Source organism: Cohnella boryungensis (assembly GCF_042651945.1).
Lineage (GTDB): Bacteria > Bacillota > Bacilli > Paenibacillales > Paenibacillaceae > Cohnella > Cohnella boryungensis.
Window position 1 is genome coordinate 261,610 of sequence record NZ_JBHSED010000074.1, and the last position, 22,981, is coordinate 284,590.

The window sequence follows — 22,981 nt, forward strand, 5'->3', positions numbered from 1 at the left end:
CGTTATACACTCCCTTGAATTCCGATTCGCATCATCTTGGCTTCGTGAGCGACTTGTTGGGCCATCAGGTTGTACCTCAGTTGATTCTCCGCAAGCAAGGCTTGTTCTTTCTCGACATCCACATTGTTCCGATTGTTGTTGATCGTCGTCGATTCGTCCGTTACGACTCTCGGAGCCGGAGATGGATACGAGCCGTTAATCGGAATGTGGCGCGGGTCGGTTACTCTTCCCGCAAGCGAACGCGTTCCTAGCGAGCCGATCGCCTGCGTCAGCATTTCTTCGAACACAACGTCGGACCGCTTAAAGTAGGGCGTGTCCCCGTTCGCAATATTATTTGATATTACGCGCTGTCTCATTGCGGCGGCGTTGATCGCGTTCTCCAAGCGTAGAAACGCAGCTCCCCCTAACAATTCCATTCCCGTCGCCTCTCCTCGCTTGTTCATGAGAAAATTATAATGCCTTGTTCGGCCATAGCCCACGCAACTTTGAATTCCACGCAACAAACTCAAATTCCTGCTTGAAACGACAAGACTTTCAGCCATTCTACAAAAAAAATTACAAGTTACGACAAATTAGAAATTTCTAAGATCAATCATCTACGACAAGCGATCACGTGACAATAAGAAAAAAGCCCTAATCTTGGGAACCAGGATTGAGGGCTTCTTTGCCTTAACTAAATCGATTTAATTGTCCTTACGATCTTTCAATTCTGGAATAAGACGGGAATTAAGGATTCTTATGTAAGTTCCCTTCATCCCGAGCGAGCGAGTGTCGATAACGCCAGCGCTCTCCAGCTTGCGCAGGGCGTTTACGATGACGGATCTTGTAATTCCCGCACGGTCAGCGATCTTAGAAGCAACCAGAAGACCTTCTTTCCCTTCCAGCTCTTCGAAAATATGCTCCACCGCCTCCATCTCGCTGAAGGAAAGCGAGTTGACGGCAACGGTAACGATCGCCTTGCTTCTCGCCTCGGCCTCCTTCTCGTCGATCCTTTCCCTCAGAATCTCCATACCTATAATCGTCGAACCGTATTCGGCCAAAATCAGGTCATCGTCCCCAAAGAAGTCATTTTCTCGGGATAGGACTAAAGTACCGAGTCTGTCTCCGCCTCCGATTATCGGAACCACGGTAACGATGCCGTTACCGAAAGCGGCTTCGATCGGGGTTAAAATTTCCTCATTTGAGGAAACGTTCGCAGCCGTCTCGGAAATCCGCAATAATCGTTCGTTGGTTTCCATCGGAAACCTCAGCTCGTCGGCTTGCTCCCGGCGCAGCCACATCTCGGGAAAAGCCTCGGAATGGGCAGCGCCGAGTACTTTACCCTTCCTGCTTACGACGAACACGTCGCCCTGCATCGTCTCCCGCAGCCCCTCCGCCATTTCTCGAAAATTAAGCGGCTTCCCTGCAGCCTCCTGCAGCAATCGGTTAAGCGTTCGGGTTTTCATCAACAGCGTCATGATTGTATTTCCTCCTAAGTACGACAGAAAAAGCAACCAAAACGCCTGCACCGCCCGTTAGGGCGGCACGGCGCTTGGCTTAGAGCGGAAATCGGCCGCTTTTATAGAATATATTGACTCAAATCTCGATTGCTTGCAATCGATGATAGCTTTTCTCGGACATATTCCGGCGTGATTTTCATTTCTTCCAGCTGCAGCTCGGGAGCTTCGAAGCTCAAATCCTCAAGCAGCTTCTCCAGAAGGGTGTGCAGCCGGCGCGCGCCGATATTTTCCGTATTGCGGTTAACCTCCTGCGCCATGCGGGCAAGCTCGGAAATCGCCTCTTCCGTAAACGTGACAGTGATGCCCTCCGTCTGCAACAGGGCCGTATACTGCTTCGTGAGCGCGTTCTCCGGCTCCGTGAGGATGCGAATGAAATCCTCGTCGGTCAAGCTGCTAAGCTCGACGCGAATCGGAAACCGTCCCTGCAGCTCGGGGATCAGATCGGAGGGCTTCGCGATATGGAAGGCTCCGGCGGCGACGAACAGCACATAATCCGTCTTCACGGGGCCGTATTTGGTGACCACTGTCGAGCCTTCGACAATCGGAAGAATGTCCCGCTGAACGCCCTCGCGCGACACATCCGGCCCCTGCCCTCTGCCTTGGCTGGCGATTTTGTCGATCTCATCGATGAAGATGATCCCCGACTGCTCCGCCCTTCGTACGGATTCGGAGATGACGTCGTCCATGTCGATCAGCTTGTTCGCTTCCTCCACGATCAATACCTTGCGCGCTTCCTTGACGGTCAGCCGGCGTTTCTTGCGCCGCTTCGGCAGAAATTGACCCAGCATCTCCTGCATGTTGCCCAGTTGCTCTTGTCCCGGCCCGCCAAGCATATCCAGCATGCTAGGAGTGTTGTCCTCGACTTCAATCTCTATCGTCTCGTTCTCAAGCTGGCCCGCTTCCAGCTTTGCCTTCGTGTCGCGTCTTTTGTCCTGCAAGCCGGGATCGACCGGATCAGGCTCGTCGCTGGGCGTACTGCTTCCGCCGAACAGCATTTCCAGCGGATTTTTCTGGGATTTGGGCCTCGCGGGCGAAGGCACAAGCAAGGACGCGAGCCGTTCGTTGGCCGCCCTCTCCGCTTTGTCCTTCACCTTCTCCATCCGCTCTTCCTTCACCATCCGGATCGCCGTCTCTACTAGATCCCGAACCATCGATTCCACGTCTCTTCCCACGTAGCCGACTTCCGTGAATTTCGTAGCCTCTACCTTGATGAAGGGCGCGTGCACCAGCTTCGCGAGCCTGCGGGCGATTTCCGTCTTCCCGACCCCCGTAGGTCCGATCATGAGGATGTTCTTGGGAACGACTTCATCGCGAATCTCTTCGGGCAGACGACTGCGGCGGTAGCGATTGCGCAGCGCTACGGCGACCGAACGCTTGGCGGACTTTTGTCCGACGATATATTTGTCCAGCTCGGCTACGATCTGACGGGGCGTCAAAGCATCGTTCATATGATCCTCTCCCTTGCGCTTGTCGAATGTAATCATCCTATTTCCTCGACGACTAAGTTGTTATTGGTGAACACGCATATCTCCGCGGCCGTCTCCAGCGCGGCCCTCGCGATCTCCTTCGCCTCCATGGCCGGAGCGTGACGCTTGAGAGCGCGCGCCGCCGCGAGCGCGAAGCTTCCTCCCGATCCGATCGCCAGAATGCCGTCGTCAGGCTCAATGACCTCGCCGTTGCCCGACAGCAGCAGCATGCCGGTTTCGTCAACGACGATCATCATCGCCTCCAGACGACGAAGCACGCGATCCGATCGCCAATCCTTGGCCAATTCCACCGCCGCGCGCTGCAGATTGCCGTGATGCTCCTCCAGCTTGCCCTCGAATTTTTCAAACAAGGTTATCGCATCGGCAACCGAGCCGGCGAATCCCGCCAGCACCTGATTGCGATATAGCCTTCGAACCTTTTTAGCCGTATTTTTCATGACCATGCTGTTGCCGAAGGTCACCTGTCCGTCACCTGCAATCGCGCCTTTGCCGTTATGGCGGATAGCGCATATGGTCGTAGCGTGAAAACTCATATCCATGGTCTGATCCTCCCTAATTGAAATCATCGGTGAAAGCCGAAAAAGCAACGGCATAAGTGATATACGCTGCCGCTGCTTCGTCGGTTACAAAACGGGAGACGGCTTGATCTCCGATTTAAGCGCTTCGATGGCCTCCAGGGCGCGCGCGGCGATACCCTCGTTCTTGTCCTTCTTGCTTCTCACGCGATAGCCAAGCGGCGGGAAAAGCCCGAAATTCGCATTCATCGGCTGAAAATGCTTAAAATCGGCCGTCGTGATGTAGTGCGCCATGCTGCCAAGCGTCGTATGCTGCGGAAGAGTCAACGGCTCTTCGCTTCGCGCCAGACGTCCGGCGTTTAATCCCGCAATAAGACCCGATGCGGCGGATTCCACGTAGCCTTCGACGCCGGTCATCTGGCCCGCGAAGAATAGCGTGTCCCGGTTCTTGGATTGATAGGTCGGGCGCAGCAGCTTAGGGGAGTTGATGAACGTATTCCGATGCATAACCCCGTAACGAACGAACTCGGCGTTCTCCAGACCGGGAATCAAGGAGAATACACGCTTCTGCTCGCCCCATTTCAGATGGGTTTGAAACCCGACGATATTGTACAGCGTTCCCGCGGCGTTGTCTTGGCGCAATTGGATGACGGCATGAGACTTCGTTCCCTTACGCGGATCGACTAGGCCTACCGGCTTCATCGGTCCGAACAGCACCGTCTGCTTGCCCCGCTTGGCCATAACTTCAATAGGCATGCAGCCTTCGAAATACATGTCCTTCTCGAAGTCCTTGACCTCCGCCGTCTCCGCCGTAACGAGCGCATCGTGGAAAACGTCGAACTCCTCTTCCGTCATCGGGCAATTCAAATACGCGGCTTCCCCCTTGTCATATCGGGAAGCCAGAAAGACCTTGTCAAAGTCGATCGAGTCCTTCTCGATAATCGGAGCGGCGGCATCGAAGAAGTAGAAGTACTCTTCTCCAAGCAACCGCTTGATGCTTTCCGACAGCTCCGGAGAGGTCAGCGGGCCCGTCGCGACGACGACGATTCCGTCTTCCGGGATCCCCGTGGCCTCCTCGTTCAGCACCGTAATGAGCGGATGCTCCCTGAGCCTTTTCGTCACCTCGCCGGAGAAGCCCTCGCGATCCACCGCAAGCGCTCCGCCCGCGGGGACCGCATGCTGGTCGGCGCACGAGAGAATCAGCGAATCGAGCCTTCTCATCTCTTCCTTCAGCACCCCGACGGCATTCGCCAGACCATTGGCTCTCAAGCTGTTGCTGCATACCAGCTCGGCGAAGCTTGCCGTATGGTGGGCAGGCGTCTGCCTTACCGGGCGCATCTCGTACAAGGTAACGGGCACCCCTTGCTGGGCGATTTGCCAGGCGGCCTCGCTGCCCGCGAGCCCCGCTCCGATGACTGTTACCGATTTTGCTTCGTTCAACACGGTTCCCCTCCTTGCCCCCGCTAAGCCGGCATCTGACTGCCGCTTCGCGTCATCGCAATATGTAGAAGCCGATTTCCTCGGCTTTATGGTCTTGTTCTCGTCCCGGTCACGGCTTGCAGTCGGTTATTCCGCAGCCTCTTCCGCTTCCTCGGCGTTTTCCGAATGACCGCATGCGGTGCAGTTCAGCTGCGTCTCGCCCTTGACCCGCTTTTCGATCATCAAACCGCCGCAGCTTGGGCACGGCTTAGCCGACGGCTTATCCCAGGAAACGTAGTCGCAGCCCGGATACAGATTGCATCCATAGAAGATCCGCCCCTTCTTGCTGCGGCGTTCGACGATCAGACCCTCGGCGCACTTGGGACAGCTCACGCCTGTGTCCTTCACGATCGGCTTCGTATTTCTGCAGTTCGGGAAGCCCGAGCAGGCCAGGAATTTGCCGAAGCGTCCCATCTTATACACCATTGGGCTGCCGCATTTGTCGCAAATCTCGTCCGAAGGCTCATCCTTGATCTCGATTTCCTTCATTTCTTCCTCGGCCACATTCAGCCTTTGCTCGAACGACTTGTAGAACTCGCCGATGACGTTGACCCAATCCTGTGTTCCTTCCTCAACGTGGTCCAAATCCCCTTCCATGTTGGCTGTGAATTCCACATCCAAAATCTCCGGGAAAAATTCCTCCATAAGCTGAATGACGAGCTCTCCCAGCTCCGTAGGAATGAATTTCTTTTCTTCCATTGCCACGTAGTTTCTTTTCTGAATCGTTTCCAGCGTCGGGGCGTATGTGCTCGGCCGTCCGATCCCCAGCTCCTCCAGCGCCTTCACCAATCTGGCTTCCGTAAAACGCGGAGGCGGCTGCGTGAAGTGCTGCTTCGGATCGATCTTCTTCTGCTCGGCCTTATCCCCGGTTGCGAGCGGCGGAAGCAGGCGATCCTCGTCCGTCGTGCCGTCATCGTTTCCTTCAACGTAGACCTTCATGAACCCGGGAAATTTGAGCTTGGAGCCGTTCGCCCGGAACACGACAGGCCCGCTGGCCAGATCGACGGTCATCGTGTCCAACACCGCAGAGGCCATCTGGCTGGCGACGAAGCGTTCCCAAATGAGCTTGTATAAGCGCAACTGGTCCTTGGAGGTAAACGCCTTGACCGACTCCGGATCGCGAAGCACGGAGGTAGGCCGAATCGCTTCGTGCGCATCCTGCGCGGATGCGTTTTTCTTTAGATATACGCGAGGGGTTTCCGGATAGAAGGACTCCCCGTATCTCGCCTTGATATATTCCCTGCCTTCTTCCTGGGCCACGGGAGAAATACGCGTGGAGTCGGTTCTCATATAGGTAATGAGACCGACTGTGCCTTCCTTGCCAAGATCTACACCCTCGTAAAGCTGCTGGGCGATCTGCATCGTCTTGGAGGCGCGGAAGTTCAGCTTGCGCGCAGCCTCCTGCTGCAAGGAGCTTGTAATGAACGGCGGCGACGGGTTTCGCATCCGTTCCTTCTCCTTGACTTCGCCGACGGCAAGCGGCTCCGAGCCGAGAAGCGCAAGAACCTCCTGCACCTCCGCCTCGCTCTTCAGCTCTTTCTTCTCTCCGTTGACGGAGTAGAATTTCGCCTCGAAGCCGGCCTTATCCTTGGACAGGTGGGCTGTAATGGTCCAGTATTCTTCCGGAACGAATTCGTTGATCTCGTTCTCGCGGTCGTAGATCAGCTTTACAGCCACGGATTGCACACGCCCCGCGCTCAGCCCCTTCTTGACCTTCTTCCACAGCAGCGGGCTGATTTTGTAGCCCACAAGGCGATCGAGCACCCTTCTTGCTTGCTGAGCATTGACCAGGTCCATATCGATCGGTCTGGGAGTCTTGAACGCATCCTTGACCGCTTGCTTGGTAATTTCGTTAAATACGACGCGGCAAGCGTCCTTCTCGTCCAGCTCCAAATAATGCGCCAAATGCCACGCGATCGCTTCGCCTTCTCTGTCGGGGTCAGCCGCCAGATAAACTTTTTTCACTTTTTTTCTGGCATCCCGCAATTCCTTGAGCACGTTGCCTTTGCCGCGAATCGTAATGTATTTCGGCTGGAAGTCGTTCTCCACCTCGACACCGATCTGGCTTTTGGGCAAATCCCGAATGTGCCCCATGGACGCTTTGACAATAAATTTGCTTCCCAAATATTTTCCGATCGTCTTCGCCTTGGCCGGCGATTCGACGATAACGAGCGAGTCCGCCACGTCCATTCCTCCTCTCCTACGGTCGACAGTTCACTTGCTTATGTTCATATGCCTTCATTCAAAGGACATAATAGACAGAACCGGGTAGTTGTTGAATCCTTTGTTTCAATAGTAAAGATAGCAGAACCGAGTGTAAATGTCCAAATGTCATCCCGGAGAGAGCCGCCAAATCGTCCACCGAGGAGGGTCCATCCATAAGAAAATCGTAGATTCTCGACTCCTCCCGGGTCAGGTTTTCCGTTGATTCCAGCGGTTCGGTCAGCCGCTCTTCCGCTTGTCCGGCCAAGGACGCGGCGGGCAACCGATGCTCGTACGCCGCGAATATATCTGTAGCATCCAGCGCCGGATGCGCCCCTTTGCGAAAATATTCGAGAGCGCCCTGGCTTCGAGGCGATGTCACCTGTCCGGGTACGACAAACACATCGCGATTGTAACCGAGCGCTAGGTCCGCCGTGATGAGCGCGCCGCTTCTTCGGGCGGCCTCCACTACGACGACCCCGTAGGAGAGTCCCGCTATGATTCGATTGCGGAGCGGAAACAAGCCTGGGCGCAGCGCCGTCCCCGGAGGACTCTCGGATACGATCAGCCCGCGGGCGGCGATCTCCCGGTACAAGGCTTGATTCTCCGGTGGGTAACAGCGATCCACCGGACCTGCCAGCACCGCAATCGTTCCGCAGGCGGCGGATACGGCGCTTGCGTGCGCCGCAGCGTCGATCCCCCTCGCCAGACCGCTAACGACTGTCATGCGTCTCGAGCAGCCCGCAGCAATTGTCTCCGCCGCCTTCCTGCCGTATCCCGTAGCCATCCTTGTCCCGACAATTGCAATGGCCGGGTGCTCGAACAGCTCCCGTCGGCCGATGCAATACAATACCCATGGAGGGTCGGAGATGTGCGTCAGCATCTCCGGGTAGCCTTCATCCAGGTAGGTGACCACTGCCGTCTTGTCCTTATTTGGCCGAAGCTCCCGCAGCGCCTTGGCCTCCGAGCGCAGGTTGGCCTCAATGGCGAACGCCTGCCGGGGACTGAGTCCCATGTCCCGCCAATCCCCGGCCAGAAAATCCCGCGAGTGCCGCAAAGCTCCCTTGCCTTTCATGACGCCATACAGCAAAATAGCCGCAATCGATACCCGCCCGACTCCTTCGGTCTCGTGCAGCGCAATCAGCACATCCCTCGGCATGCCGGTTTCTCGCGCCTCCGCTCTCGATACCGCCCTGACGGAAGCTTTGCTCTTCCCCTCGCGCTCTTGCTCGCTCATCTTCTGACCCCTTCCTGCGCTCTGAACGACAAAAAAGCCCCCCACACCCTCGAAGAGGGGCGGAAGGCTGCTTGCCTTGCCGTCGCGCCCGGCGGTTTCCTAACCGCCGAGCGAATCGCGCATTTCAATTTGTTCCTACTATACCATTAAGATTTGCATTTTTCCAGCAGCCCTTTGTCCTCCAGCACCGCTACGAGCGTAGCGCCCATATCGGATGGCGTAGGAGCTACGCGAATGCCGTTGGCTTCAAGAACGGAAATCTTCTCCGCCGCCGTGCCTTTGCCGCCGGAGATAATCGCGCCGGCGTGTCCCATGCGCTTGCCCGGAGGCGCTGTAGCGCCGCCGATAAAGCCGACAACAGGCTTCGTCATGTTAGCTTTAATCCATTCCGCCGCTTCTTCCTCCGCCGTTCCGCCGATCTCGCCGATCATGATGACCGCGTACGTATCCGGATCTTCGTTAAACAGCTTGAGGATATCGATGAACTCCGAGCCCTTGACCGGGTCGCCGCCGATGCCGACAGCGGAAGATTGGCCGATGCCGCGAGTTGTCAGCTGGTGAACCGCCTCGTAAGTCAGCGTTCCGCTCCGGGAAACGACGCCTACATGACCCTTCTTGTGGATATAGCCCGGCATGATGCCGATTTTGCAAGCTTCAGGCGTAATTACGCCTGGGCAGTTCGGCCCGATCAGGCGGGTTTTCTTGCCTTCCATAAAGCGCGTGACCTTCACCATGTCGAGCACGGGAATGCCTTCCGTAATACAAATGACCAGCTCAAGCTCGGCGTCTACCGCTTCCATGATCGCGTCGGCCGCGAACGGAGGAGCGACGTAAATAACGGATGCCGTCGCGCCCGTAGCCGCTACCGCTTCCTTCACCGTATTGAAGATGGGCAGGGAAACGGTTGTGCCGTTTTCCAGCGTAATATCGACGTTCTGACCGCCTTTGCCCGGCGTCGTTCCGCCGACCATCTGCGTTCCGTAATCCAATGCACCTTTGGCGTGGAAAAGTCCCGTTGCGCCCGTGATGCCTTGGGTGATCACCTTGGTGTTTTTATCGATCAAAATACTCATGATTACACACTCCCCGGTAGGTTCTCCCTTGTCACTTCACAAGCGAAACGATTTTTTGCGCGCCGTCGGACATCGAATCCGCAGCCACGATGTTGAGGCCGGATCCGTTCAAAATTTCTTTGCCGAGCGCAACGTTCGTGCCTTCAAGACGAACGACCAGCGGCCGATCGAGTCCAAGCTCGCGAGCAGCAGCGACAACGCCCTCGGCAATAATGTCGCACTTCATGATGCCGCCGAAAATGTTGACGAAAATGCCTTTGACGTTCGGATCGGACAAGATGATCTTGAACGCCTCGGTCACTTTCTCCTTCGTTGCGCCGCCGCCTACGTCTAGGAAGTTGGCCGGAGATCCGCCGAAATATTTAATGATGTCCATAGTCGCCATGGCAAGTCCGGCGCCGTTGACCATGCAGCCGATGTTGCCGTCCAGAGCGATGTAGGAAAGATCGAATTTGGAAGCTTGAATCTCCTTGGCGTCCTCTTCGTCCAGATCGCGAAGCTCGACGATGTCCTTGTGGCGGAACAACGCGTTGGAATCGAAGTTCAGCTTGGCATCCAGCGCCATAACGTCGCCGGAGCCGGTAACGACAAGCGGATTGATCTCCGCGATCGAGCAGTCCTTGTCTTCGAACGCCTTGTACAGCGCGAGCATGAACTTGATCGCTTTGTTAACCAGCTCGCCAGGAATGTTAATATCGTAAGCCAACTGCCGGGCTTGGAACATCTGAAGTCCGACGGCCGGATCGACGACAACCTTAATGATCTTCTCCGGAGAATGTGCGGCGACTTCCTCGATATCCATGCCGCCTTCCTCAGAGCCCATCATAACGACGCGTCCGGTTCCCCGGTCTACAACGACGCCAATGTAATATTCTTTCTTGATGTCGCAGCCTTCTTCGATCAGAAGACGCTTAACTTCCTTGCCTTCAGGCCCGGTTTGGTGCGTGACCAATACTTTGCCCAGCAATTCCTTCGCATAGTTCGCGACGTCGTCCAAGCTCTTGGCGATTTTGACGCCGCCCGCCTTGCCGCGTCCGCCCGCGTGAATCTGGGCCTTGACTACGGTAACCGAGCTTCCGAGTTCTTTCGCGGCGCTGACAGCTTCGTCGACGGTAAACGCCACTTTGCCGCGCGGCACGTTAACGCCATACTGCCTCAAGACTTCCTTGCCTTGATACTCATGAATATTCATGACTCTGGCATCCTCCCGTTGTGCGCTTTGATATCGAGTGCGGCGAATCGCCCTGACGCAAGCGCCTGGCGAGGCCGTCACAGCTTGCCCCACATTCAGCGATGCGGGCATCGCTATGTAACAAAAACCTTCATCATTGTATCATTATTTAGGGTTTGCTTCCTCACTTTTTCATCTTTTTATTAGTCTAATTTGGCAATGGTTTCATCTCATATTGATATGGAAGTCAGCCTAACATATCTAGTTTTTGTGATAAATGCTTATTTTATTCTTTGTCTTCGGATGACCTCAGCGGTAGGTTGCCCTCAGAATTCCGGCTCCAAGCGCCGACTGTATGATTTTTTTGGCGTCTCTAACGGAGATTGTCTCCCCTCTGCTGAAGATTCGAGCGAAAGCTATCATCTTATTCGGTTGTCTTTCCGATAATATCCCATATCTAGAAAAAGGAGACTGAGCTACAAGTATGAGAATAGATACGCACCGCGCGCTTCCATCGGCCTCGCGTCCAATCCCACGCAGCCTCGGAGATGACGCGTTCAGTTCCGTCATGCTCGAAACGGAGACAAAAGAAGATAAGCCGGACGAAAAAAAAGGAAAGCTGGTCGCGGTCAGCGAAGAGGGGTACATGCGGCAATATCTGGTCAGGCCGGATGGTACCAAGGTTCTTCTCAGCGAGATGAAAGAACGCGAGGAAGGCGCCGAGACGACCGGCAACTACTCGCGTCCCCAAGCAGCCCCTCTGCCTATTCAGGAAGACGGGCTCGGCCGCAACGCGCGGGAATTGATAGACCTATTGAACCTCCAAGCCGGAGCAACCGCTCCCTCGCAAGCTTTCAAGCCATTCTCAGGCGGAGAATAATACTCGCGTATTTGACAACGCGGCTCGCTCCATGTATGCTGATAGCAATCGAATATGTCCGGAAAGGAAGCACCTTCCGCGTCTAACGAATCGTTGACGGAGGAGAGTGTTTTTTTCGTGTATGCGAAAATTATGAGCGCAAGCGTGCTAGGGATAGAGGGCAGATTCATTGAGGTCGAGGTCAATATTTGCTCCGGACTGCCCCAAGTGTCCGTAGTGGGATTGCCGGATTCGGCCGTGCGGGAGTCGGTCGAGCGGGTGCGGGCCGCGATTCAGAACGGCGGGATGAAATTTCCGCTGGATCGCGTCACGATTAATCTTGCTCCGGCCGATTTGCGCAAGGAAGGCAGCGCGTTCGATCTGGCTATCGCCGCGGGAATTTTGTGCGCAAGCGGACAGGTGAACGAAAATTTGCTGGAGAATGCCTTGTTTATCGGGGAGTTGTCTCTGAACGGAACCGTTCGCACCGTGCCCGGAGTGCTTTCTATGACAGAGTTGGCCCGCCGCGCAGGCATCCGCCGGGTGGTCGTGCCAGAGGCCGCCGTCGCGGAGGCTTCTCTCATCTCGGGCGTGGAAGTGTTCGGCATCTCTTCCCTCGCGGACTGGCTGAACGGCGGGGCTGACCCGGCGCCCGGAGAGTCTGGGCAGCGCTCTCGCGCCGGGTTCGACAAGGAGAAGTTGCGTTCTTTCGGATCGACCGGCCGTCAGCCCGGCTTCGTCTCAGCCGACGATCTCGATCTGGCGGATGTCGTCGGCCAGGAGCAAGGCAAGAGAGCTCTCCTAGTTGCCGCCAGCGGGATGCATAATCTCCTGTTCGTCGGACCTCCCGGAACGGGCAAAACGATGCTCTGCCGCAGACTCCCGACGATTATGCCTCCGTTGGGCGATGAGGAAGCGCTCGAGGTAACTAAAATCTTCAGCGTCTGCGGCAAGCTTGGCGGAGCATCCTCCCCCGGGCTTGTTCGACGCCGCCCTTTCCGTACTCCTCATCACACCATTTCAACCGCAGGCCTGATCGGCGGCGGCTCCATCCCGAAGCCAGGAGAGGTGACGCTGGCCCATCATGGCATTCTGTTCCTGGACGAGATGCCCGAATTTTCGCGCGTCTGCCTAGAGGCGCTCCGCCAGCCGCTGGAAGACCGAGAGGTCACGATCGGCCGCGCCCGAGGCGTCTGCCGCTTCCCCGCGAGATTTATGCTCGCCGCCTCGATGAATCCCTGTCCGTGCGGCTTTCATGGAGGAGATACGACCGATCGCCCTTGTACATGCTCGCCCGCCGCCATTGCAAGATATCGCGCTCGAATGTCCGGTCCGCTTGCCGACCGTCTCGATCTCCAGGTCCAGCTTCCCCGCCAAACGGCGCACGCCCCCGCTTCGGGCGGAATGACCTCCGCCCGCGCCGGGGAGATCGTCGCAGATGCGGCGAAGCGGCAGCGCTTGCGTTATGCGAAGCACGGTTTGCAGTGGAATAGCCAGCTGCAGGGCCCTCTATTGAGAAAATACGCCAAGCTTTCCCCCGATGCGGAAGCGCTGCTTCAGCAAGTATACGCCCAGCTCGGTCTCAGCTTCAGAGCGCATGATCGCATTCTGAAAATTTCCCGAACGATCGCCGATTTGGCCGGCAGGGAAGCCATTCTCACCGAGGACGTGGCGGAAGCGATCAACTACCGCAGCCTTGATCAGCCGCTGGAAGGGTAAGACTCGGGATTACTTTAAGGTTAAAGCAAAAAAGTCCAGAGGATCTTCCTCATGGACTCTCTGCATGAATCATATCGGCCAACGGAAACCGGTCCCCTCCGACTTGAAACCACCCTGCAACCGGATCGATCTTCTCTACGATTCCAGCAACAATGAGCATCTCCTGAGGGTCGTACATTCGCACCTTAACCGGAAACGAGTATTGGAGAGAATTTTGTACGATCCTGAACATCCGTTCCAATTCACCCTCATCCAACTCTGGACGATGACCTTGGAAGTTGTCCTCCTGCTTATTGCGCAGCAAAATTTGATCTTTATGCTCAGGCAGCATCATTCGGCTCGACTCCCACAGTCCGTTGCCTTCAAGTTTTTTTCTAATCACAAATAGTGGCCTCCTATTTTGCCTGCCCGATCTATGGCCTGCCCCGCTGCCGTTACGGATACGGCACGCATGATGATGGTGTTGCCATACTTTCGTTTCAAGGCATCCGTCGTTTGCTCTAAAGCGCGAAACTTTTCTCTGTCATCGAATAAGGAAACTTGATACTGCTCGCCGTTCGATAGCTCTGACAGGCTTATACCCAGCTTTCTTAGCGGGGAATTGTCCCAATGCTCCATAAACAGCTTAACAGCCGCATCATAAACCTGATTAGTCACATTCGTCGGATCCGTCATTTTGAATTGACGATGGAAACCGGTCGGTTTGTCATAATTAGCTCCCATCGCTCCGACGGAGACAACGCCGCCCATCAAGCCTATCCCCCGGCAACGCTGACAAACCAATTCAGACAGTTCAAGCAGAATGACCTTGATATCCTCCAGCTTGCCGTAGTCTCTAGGCAACGTCATCTGATGACCGACCTGCTTGGGCGGTTGCTCGTGGGTATACGGAGCGACAGGACTGTCATCTAGCCCGTTGGCGATCCTCCAATACATCTCCGCATGAATGTCACTGTTTTTGCCAAACTTTTGTCGCATGATTTGCTTGAGCTTGGCAAGCGGAGTTTGCGCGATATGACCAATTGTCGACAGACCCATCGCGTTAAAATGTGCGGTCATCCGGTTGCCCACCATGAACATTTTGTTGACGGGCATCGGCCATAACTTCTCCAACAGATCCGTTTTGCAGAGCAGGGATAATCCGTCTCTGTTTTTTTTGGCCCAGAGGTCGCATGCCATCTTGGCCGTCACCTTGGAGTAGCTGATTCCGAGTCGGGTATAGATCCCTGTCTCCTTCCGGACCTTCTCTTGAATGGAGCGGGCAATTTGCAAGGGCGTGCCAAAGAGACTCTGACTGCCGGTCACATCAATAAACTGCTCGTCTATACTGTAGGGTTCTACAAGGTTGGAGTAGGAGCGATAGATCTCCGTAATTTGCATCGATACGTTAATGTAATACTGCATACGGGGGCGTACGATGACGGCTTCGGGGCATTTTTCAAAGGCTGTGCGAAGAGTTTCCGCTGTTGTCACGCCTCTAGCCTTGGCCAGCGGGCAAGCGGCAAGTATGATTCCGGATCTCCTCTCGGGATCTCCTGCGACGACAACGGGCTTAGTTTCCCATTGCGGATTGTCGGCCTTCTCGCAAGAGGCGTAGAAGCTTTGACAATCGGCCAGCATCACGACTCTTTCCGGCTTCATAACCTCACCCTGTCGTCAACTGAATTCCTGTGTATTGACTTGCTTTACTTAAAATTTCGGCACGAATCAGGCTCCAAAACAGGGACATATTGTGCCGGTAACCGCGACACAGGTACGCCGCATTGACCCCTAGATCGGTGCTCTTGTTCTCGATGACCTTGATCCCCGATCGCTTCATTTTGCTCCTGAGATCAAACTGTTCGGCAAAGATGTCTTCTCTTACTTTTCTAAGCGCATTGATGAGCAGCAGATCCGTTTTCAGCCCGCATTTCTCAATTACGGAAATGTCCTCGTCGATGTAATCCAGCATAATGGGAATAACAAGAAAGTCTTGAACGAGCTGGTGCTCCTCCCGCGTTACGCTTGCCGGCAGTTTGCGCGTGCTCATGCCGCCCTCCCGACTGGCTGAACGGCCAGAACCCGATCGATTCTTAAGGACCGCAGAGCATGTTTCCTCAGGTCATAAGCCAAAATGGTTTCATTGGTGACTTTCCGAACGCTTACGATACGCTGCGTAATTACATTCTTTGCGTCTTGATAAATAATTTGCACGATCCAGCCTTCGTACTTTTCGTACATGCTTAATCGCCCCCGGATAGAACGTTTGTTCCCACTATACTACGAACAATTGTTCCCCTTCAAGTGGTAAAATATGCAGTATCGAAAATTGGGCTGCAATCAATTCCCCCCTGTCTCCCTCAAAGGTAATTCATGTGCAATATAAAAAAAGAGGATGCCGCAAAATCACGGAATCCCCGACGTAAATCGTTTTGTTCCAAACCATAATGTTGGAGTGGCTTGCTTGTTGGTCGACACCCAGTCATTCTAGGAACAATTTTTAGCCGCGTATTCGTCAAGCTTCTTCAAAAATGGGCCGATTTTTCTTTCGGATTCTAGTGCCCATTGTAACCGACGCTTTGTAAAAGGGAGTCTCTTGAAGGGGGATAACACTAAATAGGTCGTGTATGGAAATCGTAACAACGCGCGCAAAAGCTTGAAATCGTTCTTGTGAAGCTTCGAAACTTGACGATAACCATCCAAAATAGCCGATGCGATCGAAAAGTTCCATTTATAATCTTTGCATGAATTATAGATGACCCGGTATAAATCATAGGCTCGCAGGTCTACATGAACGGTCTCGAAGTCGATAAGGTAAGTACCTTTGCTATTTATAATAAAGTTGCTGGGCCCCCCGTCTCCATGACACAGAATACCGAACTTTCGCGGATTACGACGGTATTGGTAATATCCGCTGCCTTGCAGCAATGCTTTCGCCCGGTTCGAGTAGCGCAAGATCTCCGATCCGTGTTGTTTGATAAACCGGCTATTAGATAGACTAAAAGCATTTCTTCTTGCTTTTACAATTTTGTGTTTAATGTATCCTTCCCTATGTCTTAATGCGGAGTACCAGGATCCAATCCTGCTATAAGCGATCTTCCCTTTTATTCCGGCATGCCCTGCCTTATGAAAGCGAGCCAAGGCGACGCCGCACCTTCGCATATCCGATAATGAACGTGGAGAGGGTTTCCTCCCTGATATCCAGGGCGTTAAGACATAATGCTCTCCTTTTCGGGAAGTTGCATAGGGTTTGCGCCCCTCTGGGGTGTTGGGATTACGCCATGCCACAAGCGATCCATTTCGTTGGATCCTGAGCAAGATACGGTCAATCCACTTTAATCTCCCCACTCGTTTTGGCATCCGCTTCAAACTGAACGTCTTCCCTTTTGATGTGACAATCCGATATATGCCGCCTCGAATTTTCTTCTTCCTGCTTATCTTAATCCCAAAACGCTCAGCAATAGGGTTAATCATCGATTCGCTCATGCTATGTTCTCCTCTTTAATTTCCTGAACAATGACTTGTATTTTCTAGCGATAGCAGGCCATCTAAACCGAGCGGCAGTTGATCGAGCTCGGATGATTCGTTTCCTTGAAAGGGCAGGATGCTTCCAGAACGATTTGATGGCCTTAGCAATACTCGCATGATCAACCGAGCGAATGATTTGAGCATTTTGTTTGTTCACAAATTCCTTTAATCCACCCGACAAGGTAGAAATAAGAGGCACTCCGTTTGCCATTGCTTCCAGCGCAACCAAGCAGAACGATTCGGATTTACTTGGAATAATTACGGCTCCGTAAGAAGCGTACATCCGTTGCACAGCGGCATATGGCCTTTTTTTCACCCAACGAATTCGGTTTGCCGCGCCAACTCGCCTTGAAAGGGTTCTAAGTTTTCTTTGATAGCTCGGTTCGCCGCTTCCAACGATCGTTAAACGAACATGACTATGATTTCTAGATAACAACGCAATGGCCCTAATTAATGGCTCGAGTCCTTTGGAAGAAATAAGTCTGCCAACGTAGAGCAAATTTTTCGGTGTGCCCTTTTTCTTCTTGAATATCGGCTTAACGCCATGGGGAATCACAACCGCTGAACGAATGCCCATTCGTGGATAGCGTTTTTTAATTGCTCTAACCTGGTATTTGCTTGGAACGATAATTTTTTTTGCAATACGAAACAATTTCGTTTGGTTTTTCCCGGAGGTCGATTTGATTCCATGCGATGCGAGAGAATGGCATGAATAGATGATTGGGGCCTTGAACCGCGCTTTTGCCTTATTGGCCGTATCCGCAAAATCCGTGCTATGCACATGAACGAAATCCGGCCGAATATAGCCCTTCGAAGAAACAGCGCGCATGACGGAGGAAGCTTTGAATTCTTTTTTGAAACGGTTATAATATCGGGAATTTCGGGGGAATCGAAGAACACGAAGATTTACACTCGGATGAGATACTGACAATCGATTGGATGAACCCGAGCAAAGCACTGTGACTTTTACGCCGGCCTTGCTCAGAGCCTTCGATAAATGAGTAGCGGCGACCCCCAACCCCCCTCTAATATTGGGTTGGAACTCGTATGACATGACCCATACTTTAAGCCTGCTCTTAGTATTCACTCATTCCCTCCTTTCTCCAAAAGTCAGCTTGACCACTAAGTGTCGCATTACCATCTAAGTACACTCGCCCTCTGTCCGAAACTCTGTTCAGAGTAGCGTATGTATTTAGGCTCGAAATCGCACTGGGCCGCTGTCCGTTGCCTCAAACCCGCGGTAACTAGGTTATTCCCTTGGTCGATGCTCCGAGCCGACTCCATCGAGCACAATCCTCAACGGGCTTCATAGCAATCCTCAATTTATTCCTGCTAGACCGCAAAAAAAGAACGACAGCTCGCCTCTGCCGTTCTCGCTATTTCAAGGTTTCACCCTTTGTCGGATATCGCTCCCCTAAGCCATTCCAGGAGGTCCGCGGCTTGCTTGTTAACCCTGGAAGCGACGTTCGTCTCCCGCTCTATGAACACCTTCCCGTTCCGGTTATCTTCAGCAACGGCGGCCGCGCAGCTTCAGGCGAGTCGCTTGCGCTTGAACAGCAAATACATAAAAAACGGAGCTCCTACTCCCGCCGTAAACACACCCGCAGGGATATCGAGCGGCTGGAAAAGCATTCTTCCCGCCAGATCCGCCAGCAATAAAATAATCGCTCCGAGAAGGGCCGATACGGGAATGATAAGGCGATAAGAATTGCCGGCCAGCTTTCTGGCCATATGCGGAGCCAGCAAGCCGACAAACGATATCGTTCCCGCCACTCCGACCGCAGCGCCGGCCAGAGCGACGCTATAGAACAAAACGACCATTCTGCTGAGCTGAAGCCGACTGCCGAGCCCGATAGCGGTATTTTCCCCCAACGATTGAATGTTGAGATCCTTGGCATACAGCATGGACAGCGGAAGGATTGCGGCCACCCACGGCCATAGCGCCTTAATGTAGGTCCAATTCGTTCCGTAGATGCTGCCCGTCATCCAATTCAGCACTTGGGGAGCCAGATAGGCCGGCCCGCTGATCAGCAGGAACAGCGTCAGAGCGCCCATCGCCGTTGATATCCCCAAGCCGATCAGCACGAGCCTGAAGGGCGCCACTCCGTTCTTCCAGGCAAGCGCGTAATTCAGGAAAGCTACGATGAAGGCCCCGGCGACGGCGACCAGCGGGACCCAATGAATGCTATAGCCCGTAAACAAAGTCATGAAGGCGACGACCGCGACGGAGGCTCCCCCGGTCACGCCCAGCAAATCCGGCGAGGCGAGCGAGTTGCGAATGACGCCCTGCAGCAGAGCTCCCGCAACCGCTAAGGCTGCCCCGATCAACAGCGCGGCGATAATGCGCGGCAGACGGAACTGGACAATGATCATGTCGCTGCCTGCCTCGTTCCGACCGACGAGCGAGAGCAACACCTCCCGCACCGGAATGCGGGTGCTTCCAAGCGACAAGCAGATCAGCATAAGGCCGGCCAGAAGCAGACCCAGCGTCAGCAAAAGCGCGATCGATTTGCGATAATGAGTGCTAAGCATGGGCCCTCCTTCTCGCCACATAGATCAGAAAAGGAACGCCGATAAGCGCAGTGGCAATGCCTACCGGAACTTCCTTCGGCATCAGGATGAACCGCGAGGCGACATCCGCCGTCACCAGCAAGATGGCTCCCGTCAGCGCGGAATAGGGCAGCAGCCAGCGGTAATCGTTGCCCACGAAATACCTGCACAGGTGCGGCACGATGAGGCCGACAAACGCGATGGGGCCCGCAATGGACACGGAGCCCCCCGCCAGAAGAACGACCGATACGGCCGACAACGACCGGACAAGCCTCAATCGCTGCCCCAGCCCCTTCGCGTTGTCCTCCCCCAGAGCGAGAACGTTCAGCGAGCCCGACAGGAGCAGAGCAAGGAGCAGACCCAGCAGCATATAGGGGAACACCGTCGTCAAATGCTCCAGCTTCCTTCCCGATACGGAGCCGACCATCCAGAACAAGGCGGAGTCCAGCGAATCTTTATTGATCAAAATAATTCCCGAGGTGACCGAGGATGCGAAAGCCGCAACCGACGCCCCGGCTAACGTGATTCGAATCGGCTCGAAGCCTCCGCCTCCTTGCGTGCCCAGCGCATATACGAAGACCGAGGTGACCGTCGCGCCGATCAGCGCGATCCAGATCATGCCGCCCATCGTGAGCGACGAACCGAAGGCGGCCAGTCCGATTACAATAAATAGCACGGCTCCGGAATTGACCCCGAATAACGATGGCGAGGCTAACGGATTCCTCGTCAGCACTTGCATGACCGCCCCCGCAACAGCCAGACTTGCGCCTACCGCAGCGGCGATCAACGCACGGGGCACCCGCGCGGTCGTCACAATCAGATGCTCATTCGAGCCGTCGAATTGCCGATAAGCCTTCCACAGATCGTTCAGATCAAAAGTATGAAGCCCGTACAAAATGCTTGCGAGCATACTTGCCATGAGCAAAACAAAGCCGATCGTCAGGCCGATAAGCCTCCCTCTCGGACCATGCGCCGTAAATCCCATGTTTCCCGTTTCCCTCCCAAGGGCTTGTCCGCCGCGCCAAAGCCGCGGTTCGTATCCGCACGAATAAAGAAAAGCTAACGTCTTATCGTAACGACGTCAGCTGCTGATTCGATGCCAGGACCTATCCTACCTCGAAATACTTCGCGATTTCATCCAGAAGCAGGTTAGCCGCCTTGTAGCCGCCCGCCGTATTCCAGATGGCCTCGTCGACTTGGATCACCTTGTTGTTTTTATAGGCGTTCAGGTTTTTGAATAAAGGATCATTCATCCATTCTTCCACGACCTTCGCAGCGTCGGTCTTGCCGGGAGCCTCCGTGACGAAATAGAACATCACATCGCCGTCCATGCTCGGTATCGTTTCCTTGGTCATCACTTCGATGAACGAATCCTTGTCCTGAGAAGCCGGACGGGCAATGCCCAATTGATCCAGCAGCACTCCCGCAAAGGTTTGCTTCTGGTAGATCCGGACTTGGGAGGCGGAGATGCGGACAATCGATACCTTCGTATCCGCTTTGCTGCCCAGCTTGGCTTTGACATCGGCGACACGCTGATCGTAGAGGGCCATCGCCTGCTCTCCCTCTTCTTTCTTATTGACCGCTTCCGTATAAAGCTTGAAGTTGACCTTCCAGTCCCCGCCCAGATCTTCGGCGAATACGGTAGGCGCAATCTGCTTCAATTGCTCGTAGACCTTCTCTTGTCTGACCTTGTTGCCGATAATCAAATCAGGTTTGAGGGTGGCGATCATCTCGATATTCGGCTGAAGCTCGTCCCCCACGACGGACACATCCTGCATTTCTTCTTTAATGTGATCGTACCACGGCTCGCCGACCCAGGATTGCACGGCTCCGATCGGCTTGATTCCGACGGCGAGCAGAGCTTCGGTGCCTTCGTTCGTCAGGATAACGACACGCTCCGGCGTGCCTGTCAGCGTCTCTTCTCCCATGGCATGCTTGATGACCCGGGGCGTCTCGACTTCCGGCGACGCGGCAGCCGACGGAGCCGGTGTCGCAATGCTGCTGCTGGAGGGGCTTGCGGGGCTGCCGCCGGCGGCATTCGAATTGGTCGAACCGTTCGAGCACGCGCTTATCATTAAGGCGAGGCAAAGCAGCAAGGTTGCCGCCATAGAGTGTTTTGTTCTTCTTTGCATGTGTAAATCCCCTTCTCGGTTATATTGATAATGATTATCATTAACAATATAGCCTTGAAGCCTCCTCCTCGCAATGGGATATTTCGACAGAACGGATGGATTATTTCGACCTCCGTCCGGGCTGAGGCCGTGATTTCTGAACGCGGTGGGTGCGCTCCCGGTAATTTTCTTGAACAGCCGGCTAAAGTAATAGCTGTCCGAGTAGCCGACGCTCTCCGCGATCTCCTTCAGCGTGTGCTCCGTATTGAGCAGCAGCTCCTTGGCTTTGTTCATGCGAACCTGGATTAAGTAATCGATCGGACTCGTATGGTGGCGGCTCTTAAACATTCTTAGAAACTGCCTGGAGTTGCACTCCAGCGTCTCCACAAGCCATTCCAGAGTAATAGGCTCCTTATAGCGCTCATGAATGTACCGAATGGCTTGCGCTATGACATCCGGTTTAACCGGGTGAATTCCCTGATGCTGCATTTGTTTCATCAGCTCATTCACGAATTGATAGAACAACGTTTTGGACTGTAGCTTAGCCAAGCCGTCCGTCCCTTGCCATTCCCTGACCATCGACTCTACTGTAGCGTACAAGGCGTTCGGGTAATGCGGAGTAAATCCATACTGGGTCTGGAACGGATTCTCGGCGGCCACCAGCGAAGCGAGCTCTTGACTGCAGGGCAGCGGCAAGGTCGCTTTGTATAAAATCATATCGAACTCGAACCGTTCCTCGGCCGCGATATCCAGACACAGCCCTTTGCCGCCGTGCAAGATGCGATGTCGTTCGCCTTTGCCCGGAATGCCGTCCATCTGAATTTGCGCGGTGCCGCGCTGGATATACAGAAAAGCGCTGGAGGGCAAATGGTAGGAGCGCATCGTTTCCCCTTGGTTCAGCAGTACATGGCGAATATCCATGATTTTGACGAAAACATGGTTCCATAGCAAAATATGATTGCTGAGCTTCATCGTGTGTCATCATCCCCTTCTGTGCCGCTCATCTCTCTCGTGCTCGATCTCCCTTTGACATTATAAATGATAACGATTCTCACTATCAACAACAATAACACGATAAAAGAAAATAGGGCACCCCCTGTTAAGGGGACGCGAGGATCGTCGCCAACCGGCGGATTCATCCTCTATGCGCCCTCCTTAGCAAAAGCGAGCCCTTCGTCATCCAGCTCTAATTAATTCCAAGCGCCGTCACTCATAAATGCGAGTCAGCACCTCGCCCAATTCGTCCAACGCTTCCGCCTCCCGTTCGCCGTCCACCTCCAACGTAACCTCGTCATGGGTTTTCAAGCCGAGCGTCAGCATGCCTAAAGAGCTTTTGCCGTTGACTCTCCGGCCCTTGCTGATCAGATGCACCTCGCACGGAAGAACCGTCGCTTTCTCTACGAACAGCTTCGTAGGCCGAATATGGAAGCCTTGCGGATTCGCGATCTTATACGTTTTGGACAACATAAGCCTCTCTCCTCGTATAGTATCTTTTGAAAGCATCTTTAAGTCAGTTTCCAGTCCCCGAGGGGCTGGAAAGGAACTTTTGAAATTTCCAGCGAATCGCTCCTT

At 54.2% G+C, this 22,981-nt stretch carries 20 protein-coding genes; 2 read left to right on the plus strand and 18 right to left on the minus strand.

Translation table 11 applies throughout. From position 1 onward, the window contains the following. Positions 1-2: 2 nt before the first annotated feature. The 9 genes from flgB to sucC form a co-directional block, all read right to left on the minus strand. Positions 3-416: a flagellar basal body rod protein FlgB gene (flgB, locus tag ACFO1S_RS28615; RefSeq protein WP_204603189.1), complete on the minus strand. Its 414-nt coding sequence runs from the start codon at positions 414-416 to the stop codon at positions 3-5. Positions 417-683: 267 nt separating this feature from the next. Beyond that, positions 684-1,457 (minus strand): GTP-sensing pleiotropic transcriptional regulator CodY, encoded by a 774-nt coding sequence (codY, locus tag ACFO1S_RS28620; protein ID WP_204603154.1) that lies wholly within the window; start codon positions 1,455-1,457, stop codon positions 684-686. A 101-nt stretch (positions 1,458-1,558) separates the two neighbouring features. Continuing rightward, positions 1,559-2,983, minus strand: a complete 1,425-nt coding sequence (gene hslU / locus ACFO1S_RS28625; RefSeq protein ID WP_378128051.1) for an ATP-dependent protease ATPase subunit HslU — start codon at positions 2,981-2,983, stop codon at positions 1,559-1,561. Then, positions 2,980-3,525, minus strand: a complete 546-nt coding sequence (gene hslV / locus ACFO1S_RS28630) for an ATP-dependent protease subunit HslV (RefSeq protein ID WP_204603155.1) — start codon at positions 3,523-3,525, stop codon at positions 2,980-2,982. The genes hslU and hslV overlap by 4 nt, the downstream gene beginning before the upstream one ends. 84 nt (positions 3,526-3,609) lie before the next feature. Next, on the minus strand, positions 3,610-4,941 hold the full coding sequence (gene trmFO, locus ACFO1S_RS28635) for an FADH(2)-oxidizing methylenetetrahydrofolate--tRNA-(uracil(54)-C(5))-methyltransferase TrmFO (RefSeq protein ID WP_204603156.1): 1,332 nt from the start codon (positions 4,939-4,941) through the stop codon (positions 3,610-3,612). Positions 4,942-5,067: 126 nt separating this feature from the next. Further along, a complete protein-coding gene (topA, locus tag ACFO1S_RS28640; protein WP_204603191.1) occupies positions 5,068-7,164 on the minus strand; it encodes a type I DNA topoisomerase in 2,097 nt (698 codons plus the stop codon). A 58-nt stretch (positions 7,165-7,222) separates the two neighbouring features. Beyond that, positions 7,223-8,419 (minus strand): DNA-processing protein DprA, encoded by a 1,197-nt coding sequence (gene dprA, locus ACFO1S_RS28645; RefSeq protein WP_378128053.1) that lies wholly within the window; start codon positions 8,417-8,419, stop codon positions 7,223-7,225. Between the two features lie 146 nt (positions 8,420-8,565). Further along, positions 8,566-9,492: a succinate--CoA ligase subunit alpha gene (gene sucD, locus ACFO1S_RS28650; RefSeq protein ID WP_204603157.1), complete on the minus strand. Its 927-nt coding sequence runs from the start codon at positions 9,490-9,492 to the stop codon at positions 8,566-8,568. Positions 9,493-9,523: 31 nt separating this feature from the next. Next, positions 9,524-10,684 (minus strand): ADP-forming succinate--CoA ligase subunit beta, encoded by a 1,161-nt coding sequence (gene sucC / locus ACFO1S_RS28655; RefSeq protein ID WP_204603158.1) that lies wholly within the window; start codon positions 10,682-10,684, stop codon positions 9,524-9,526. Between the two features lie 463 nt (positions 10,685-11,147). Here sucC and ACFO1S_RS28660 point away from each other — a divergent pair, with 463 nt between their 5' ends. Both ACFO1S_RS28660 and ACFO1S_RS28665 read left to right on the plus strand, forming a co-directional pair. Further along, entirely contained in the window at positions 11,148-11,543 is a 396-nt protein-coding gene (locus ACFO1S_RS28660) for a hypothetical protein (protein ID WP_204603159.1), read from the plus strand. Between the two features lie 117 nt (positions 11,544-11,660). Further along, on the plus strand, positions 11,661-13,241 hold the full coding sequence (locus ACFO1S_RS28665) for a YifB family Mg chelatase-like AAA ATPase (RefSeq protein WP_204603160.1): 1,581 nt from the start codon (positions 11,661-11,663) through the stop codon (positions 13,239-13,241). Positions 13,242-13,290: 49 nt separating this feature from the next. On the opposite strand, the gene ACFO1S_RS28670 is transcribed toward ACFO1S_RS28665, so the two are convergent. From ACFO1S_RS28670 to ACFO1S_RS28710, 9 genes are all read right to left on the minus strand, one after another. Further along, entirely contained in the window at positions 13,291-13,623 is a 333-nt protein-coding gene (locus ACFO1S_RS28670) for a YolD-like family protein (RefSeq protein WP_378128056.1), read from the minus strand. Continuing rightward, complete coding sequence (locus tag ACFO1S_RS28675; RefSeq protein WP_204603161.1) at positions 13,620-14,882, minus strand: DNA polymerase IV; 1,263 nt, start codon at positions 14,880-14,882, stop codon at positions 13,620-13,622. The genes ACFO1S_RS28670 and ACFO1S_RS28675 overlap by 4 nt, the downstream gene beginning before the upstream one ends. A 4-nt stretch (positions 14,883-14,886) precedes the next feature. Continuing rightward, a complete protein-coding gene (locus ACFO1S_RS28680) occupies positions 14,887-15,270 on the minus strand; it encodes a YhjD family protein (protein ID WP_204603162.1) in 384 nt (127 codons plus the stop codon). Positions 15,271-15,707: 437 nt separating this feature from the next. Beyond that, positions 15,708-16,706, minus strand: coding sequence for a phosphotransferase (locus ACFO1S_RS28685; RefSeq protein WP_204603163.1), 999 nt, complete (start codon positions 16,704-16,706; stop codon positions 15,708-15,710). Position 16,707: 1 nt separating this feature from the next. Continuing rightward, positions 16,708-17,835: a glycosyltransferase family 4 protein gene (locus ACFO1S_RS28690; protein WP_204603164.1), complete on the minus strand. Its 1,128-nt coding sequence runs from the start codon at positions 17,833-17,835 to the stop codon at positions 16,708-16,710. 443 nt (positions 17,836-18,278) lie between these two features. Further along, entirely contained in the window at positions 18,279-19,280 is a 1,002-nt protein-coding gene (locus tag ACFO1S_RS28695) for a FecCD family ABC transporter permease (protein ID WP_204603165.1), read from the minus strand. Next, positions 19,273-20,283, minus strand: a complete 1,011-nt coding sequence (locus ACFO1S_RS28700) for a FecCD family ABC transporter permease (protein ID WP_204603166.1) — start codon at positions 20,281-20,283, stop codon at positions 19,273-19,275. Before ACFO1S_RS28700 ends, ACFO1S_RS28695 begins: the two co-directional genes overlap by 8 nt. Positions 20,284-20,404: 121 nt before the next feature. Continuing rightward, positions 20,405-22,381, minus strand: coding sequence for an ABC transporter substrate-binding protein (locus ACFO1S_RS28705; RefSeq protein WP_204603167.1), 1,977 nt, complete (start codon positions 22,379-22,381; stop codon positions 20,405-20,407). Positions 22,382-22,615: 234 nt separating this feature from the next. Continuing rightward, positions 22,616-22,876, minus strand: a complete 261-nt coding sequence (locus ACFO1S_RS28710) for an HPr family phosphocarrier protein (RefSeq protein WP_204603168.1) — start codon at positions 22,874-22,876, stop codon at positions 22,616-22,618. Positions 22,877-22,981: the final 105 nt, after the last annotated feature.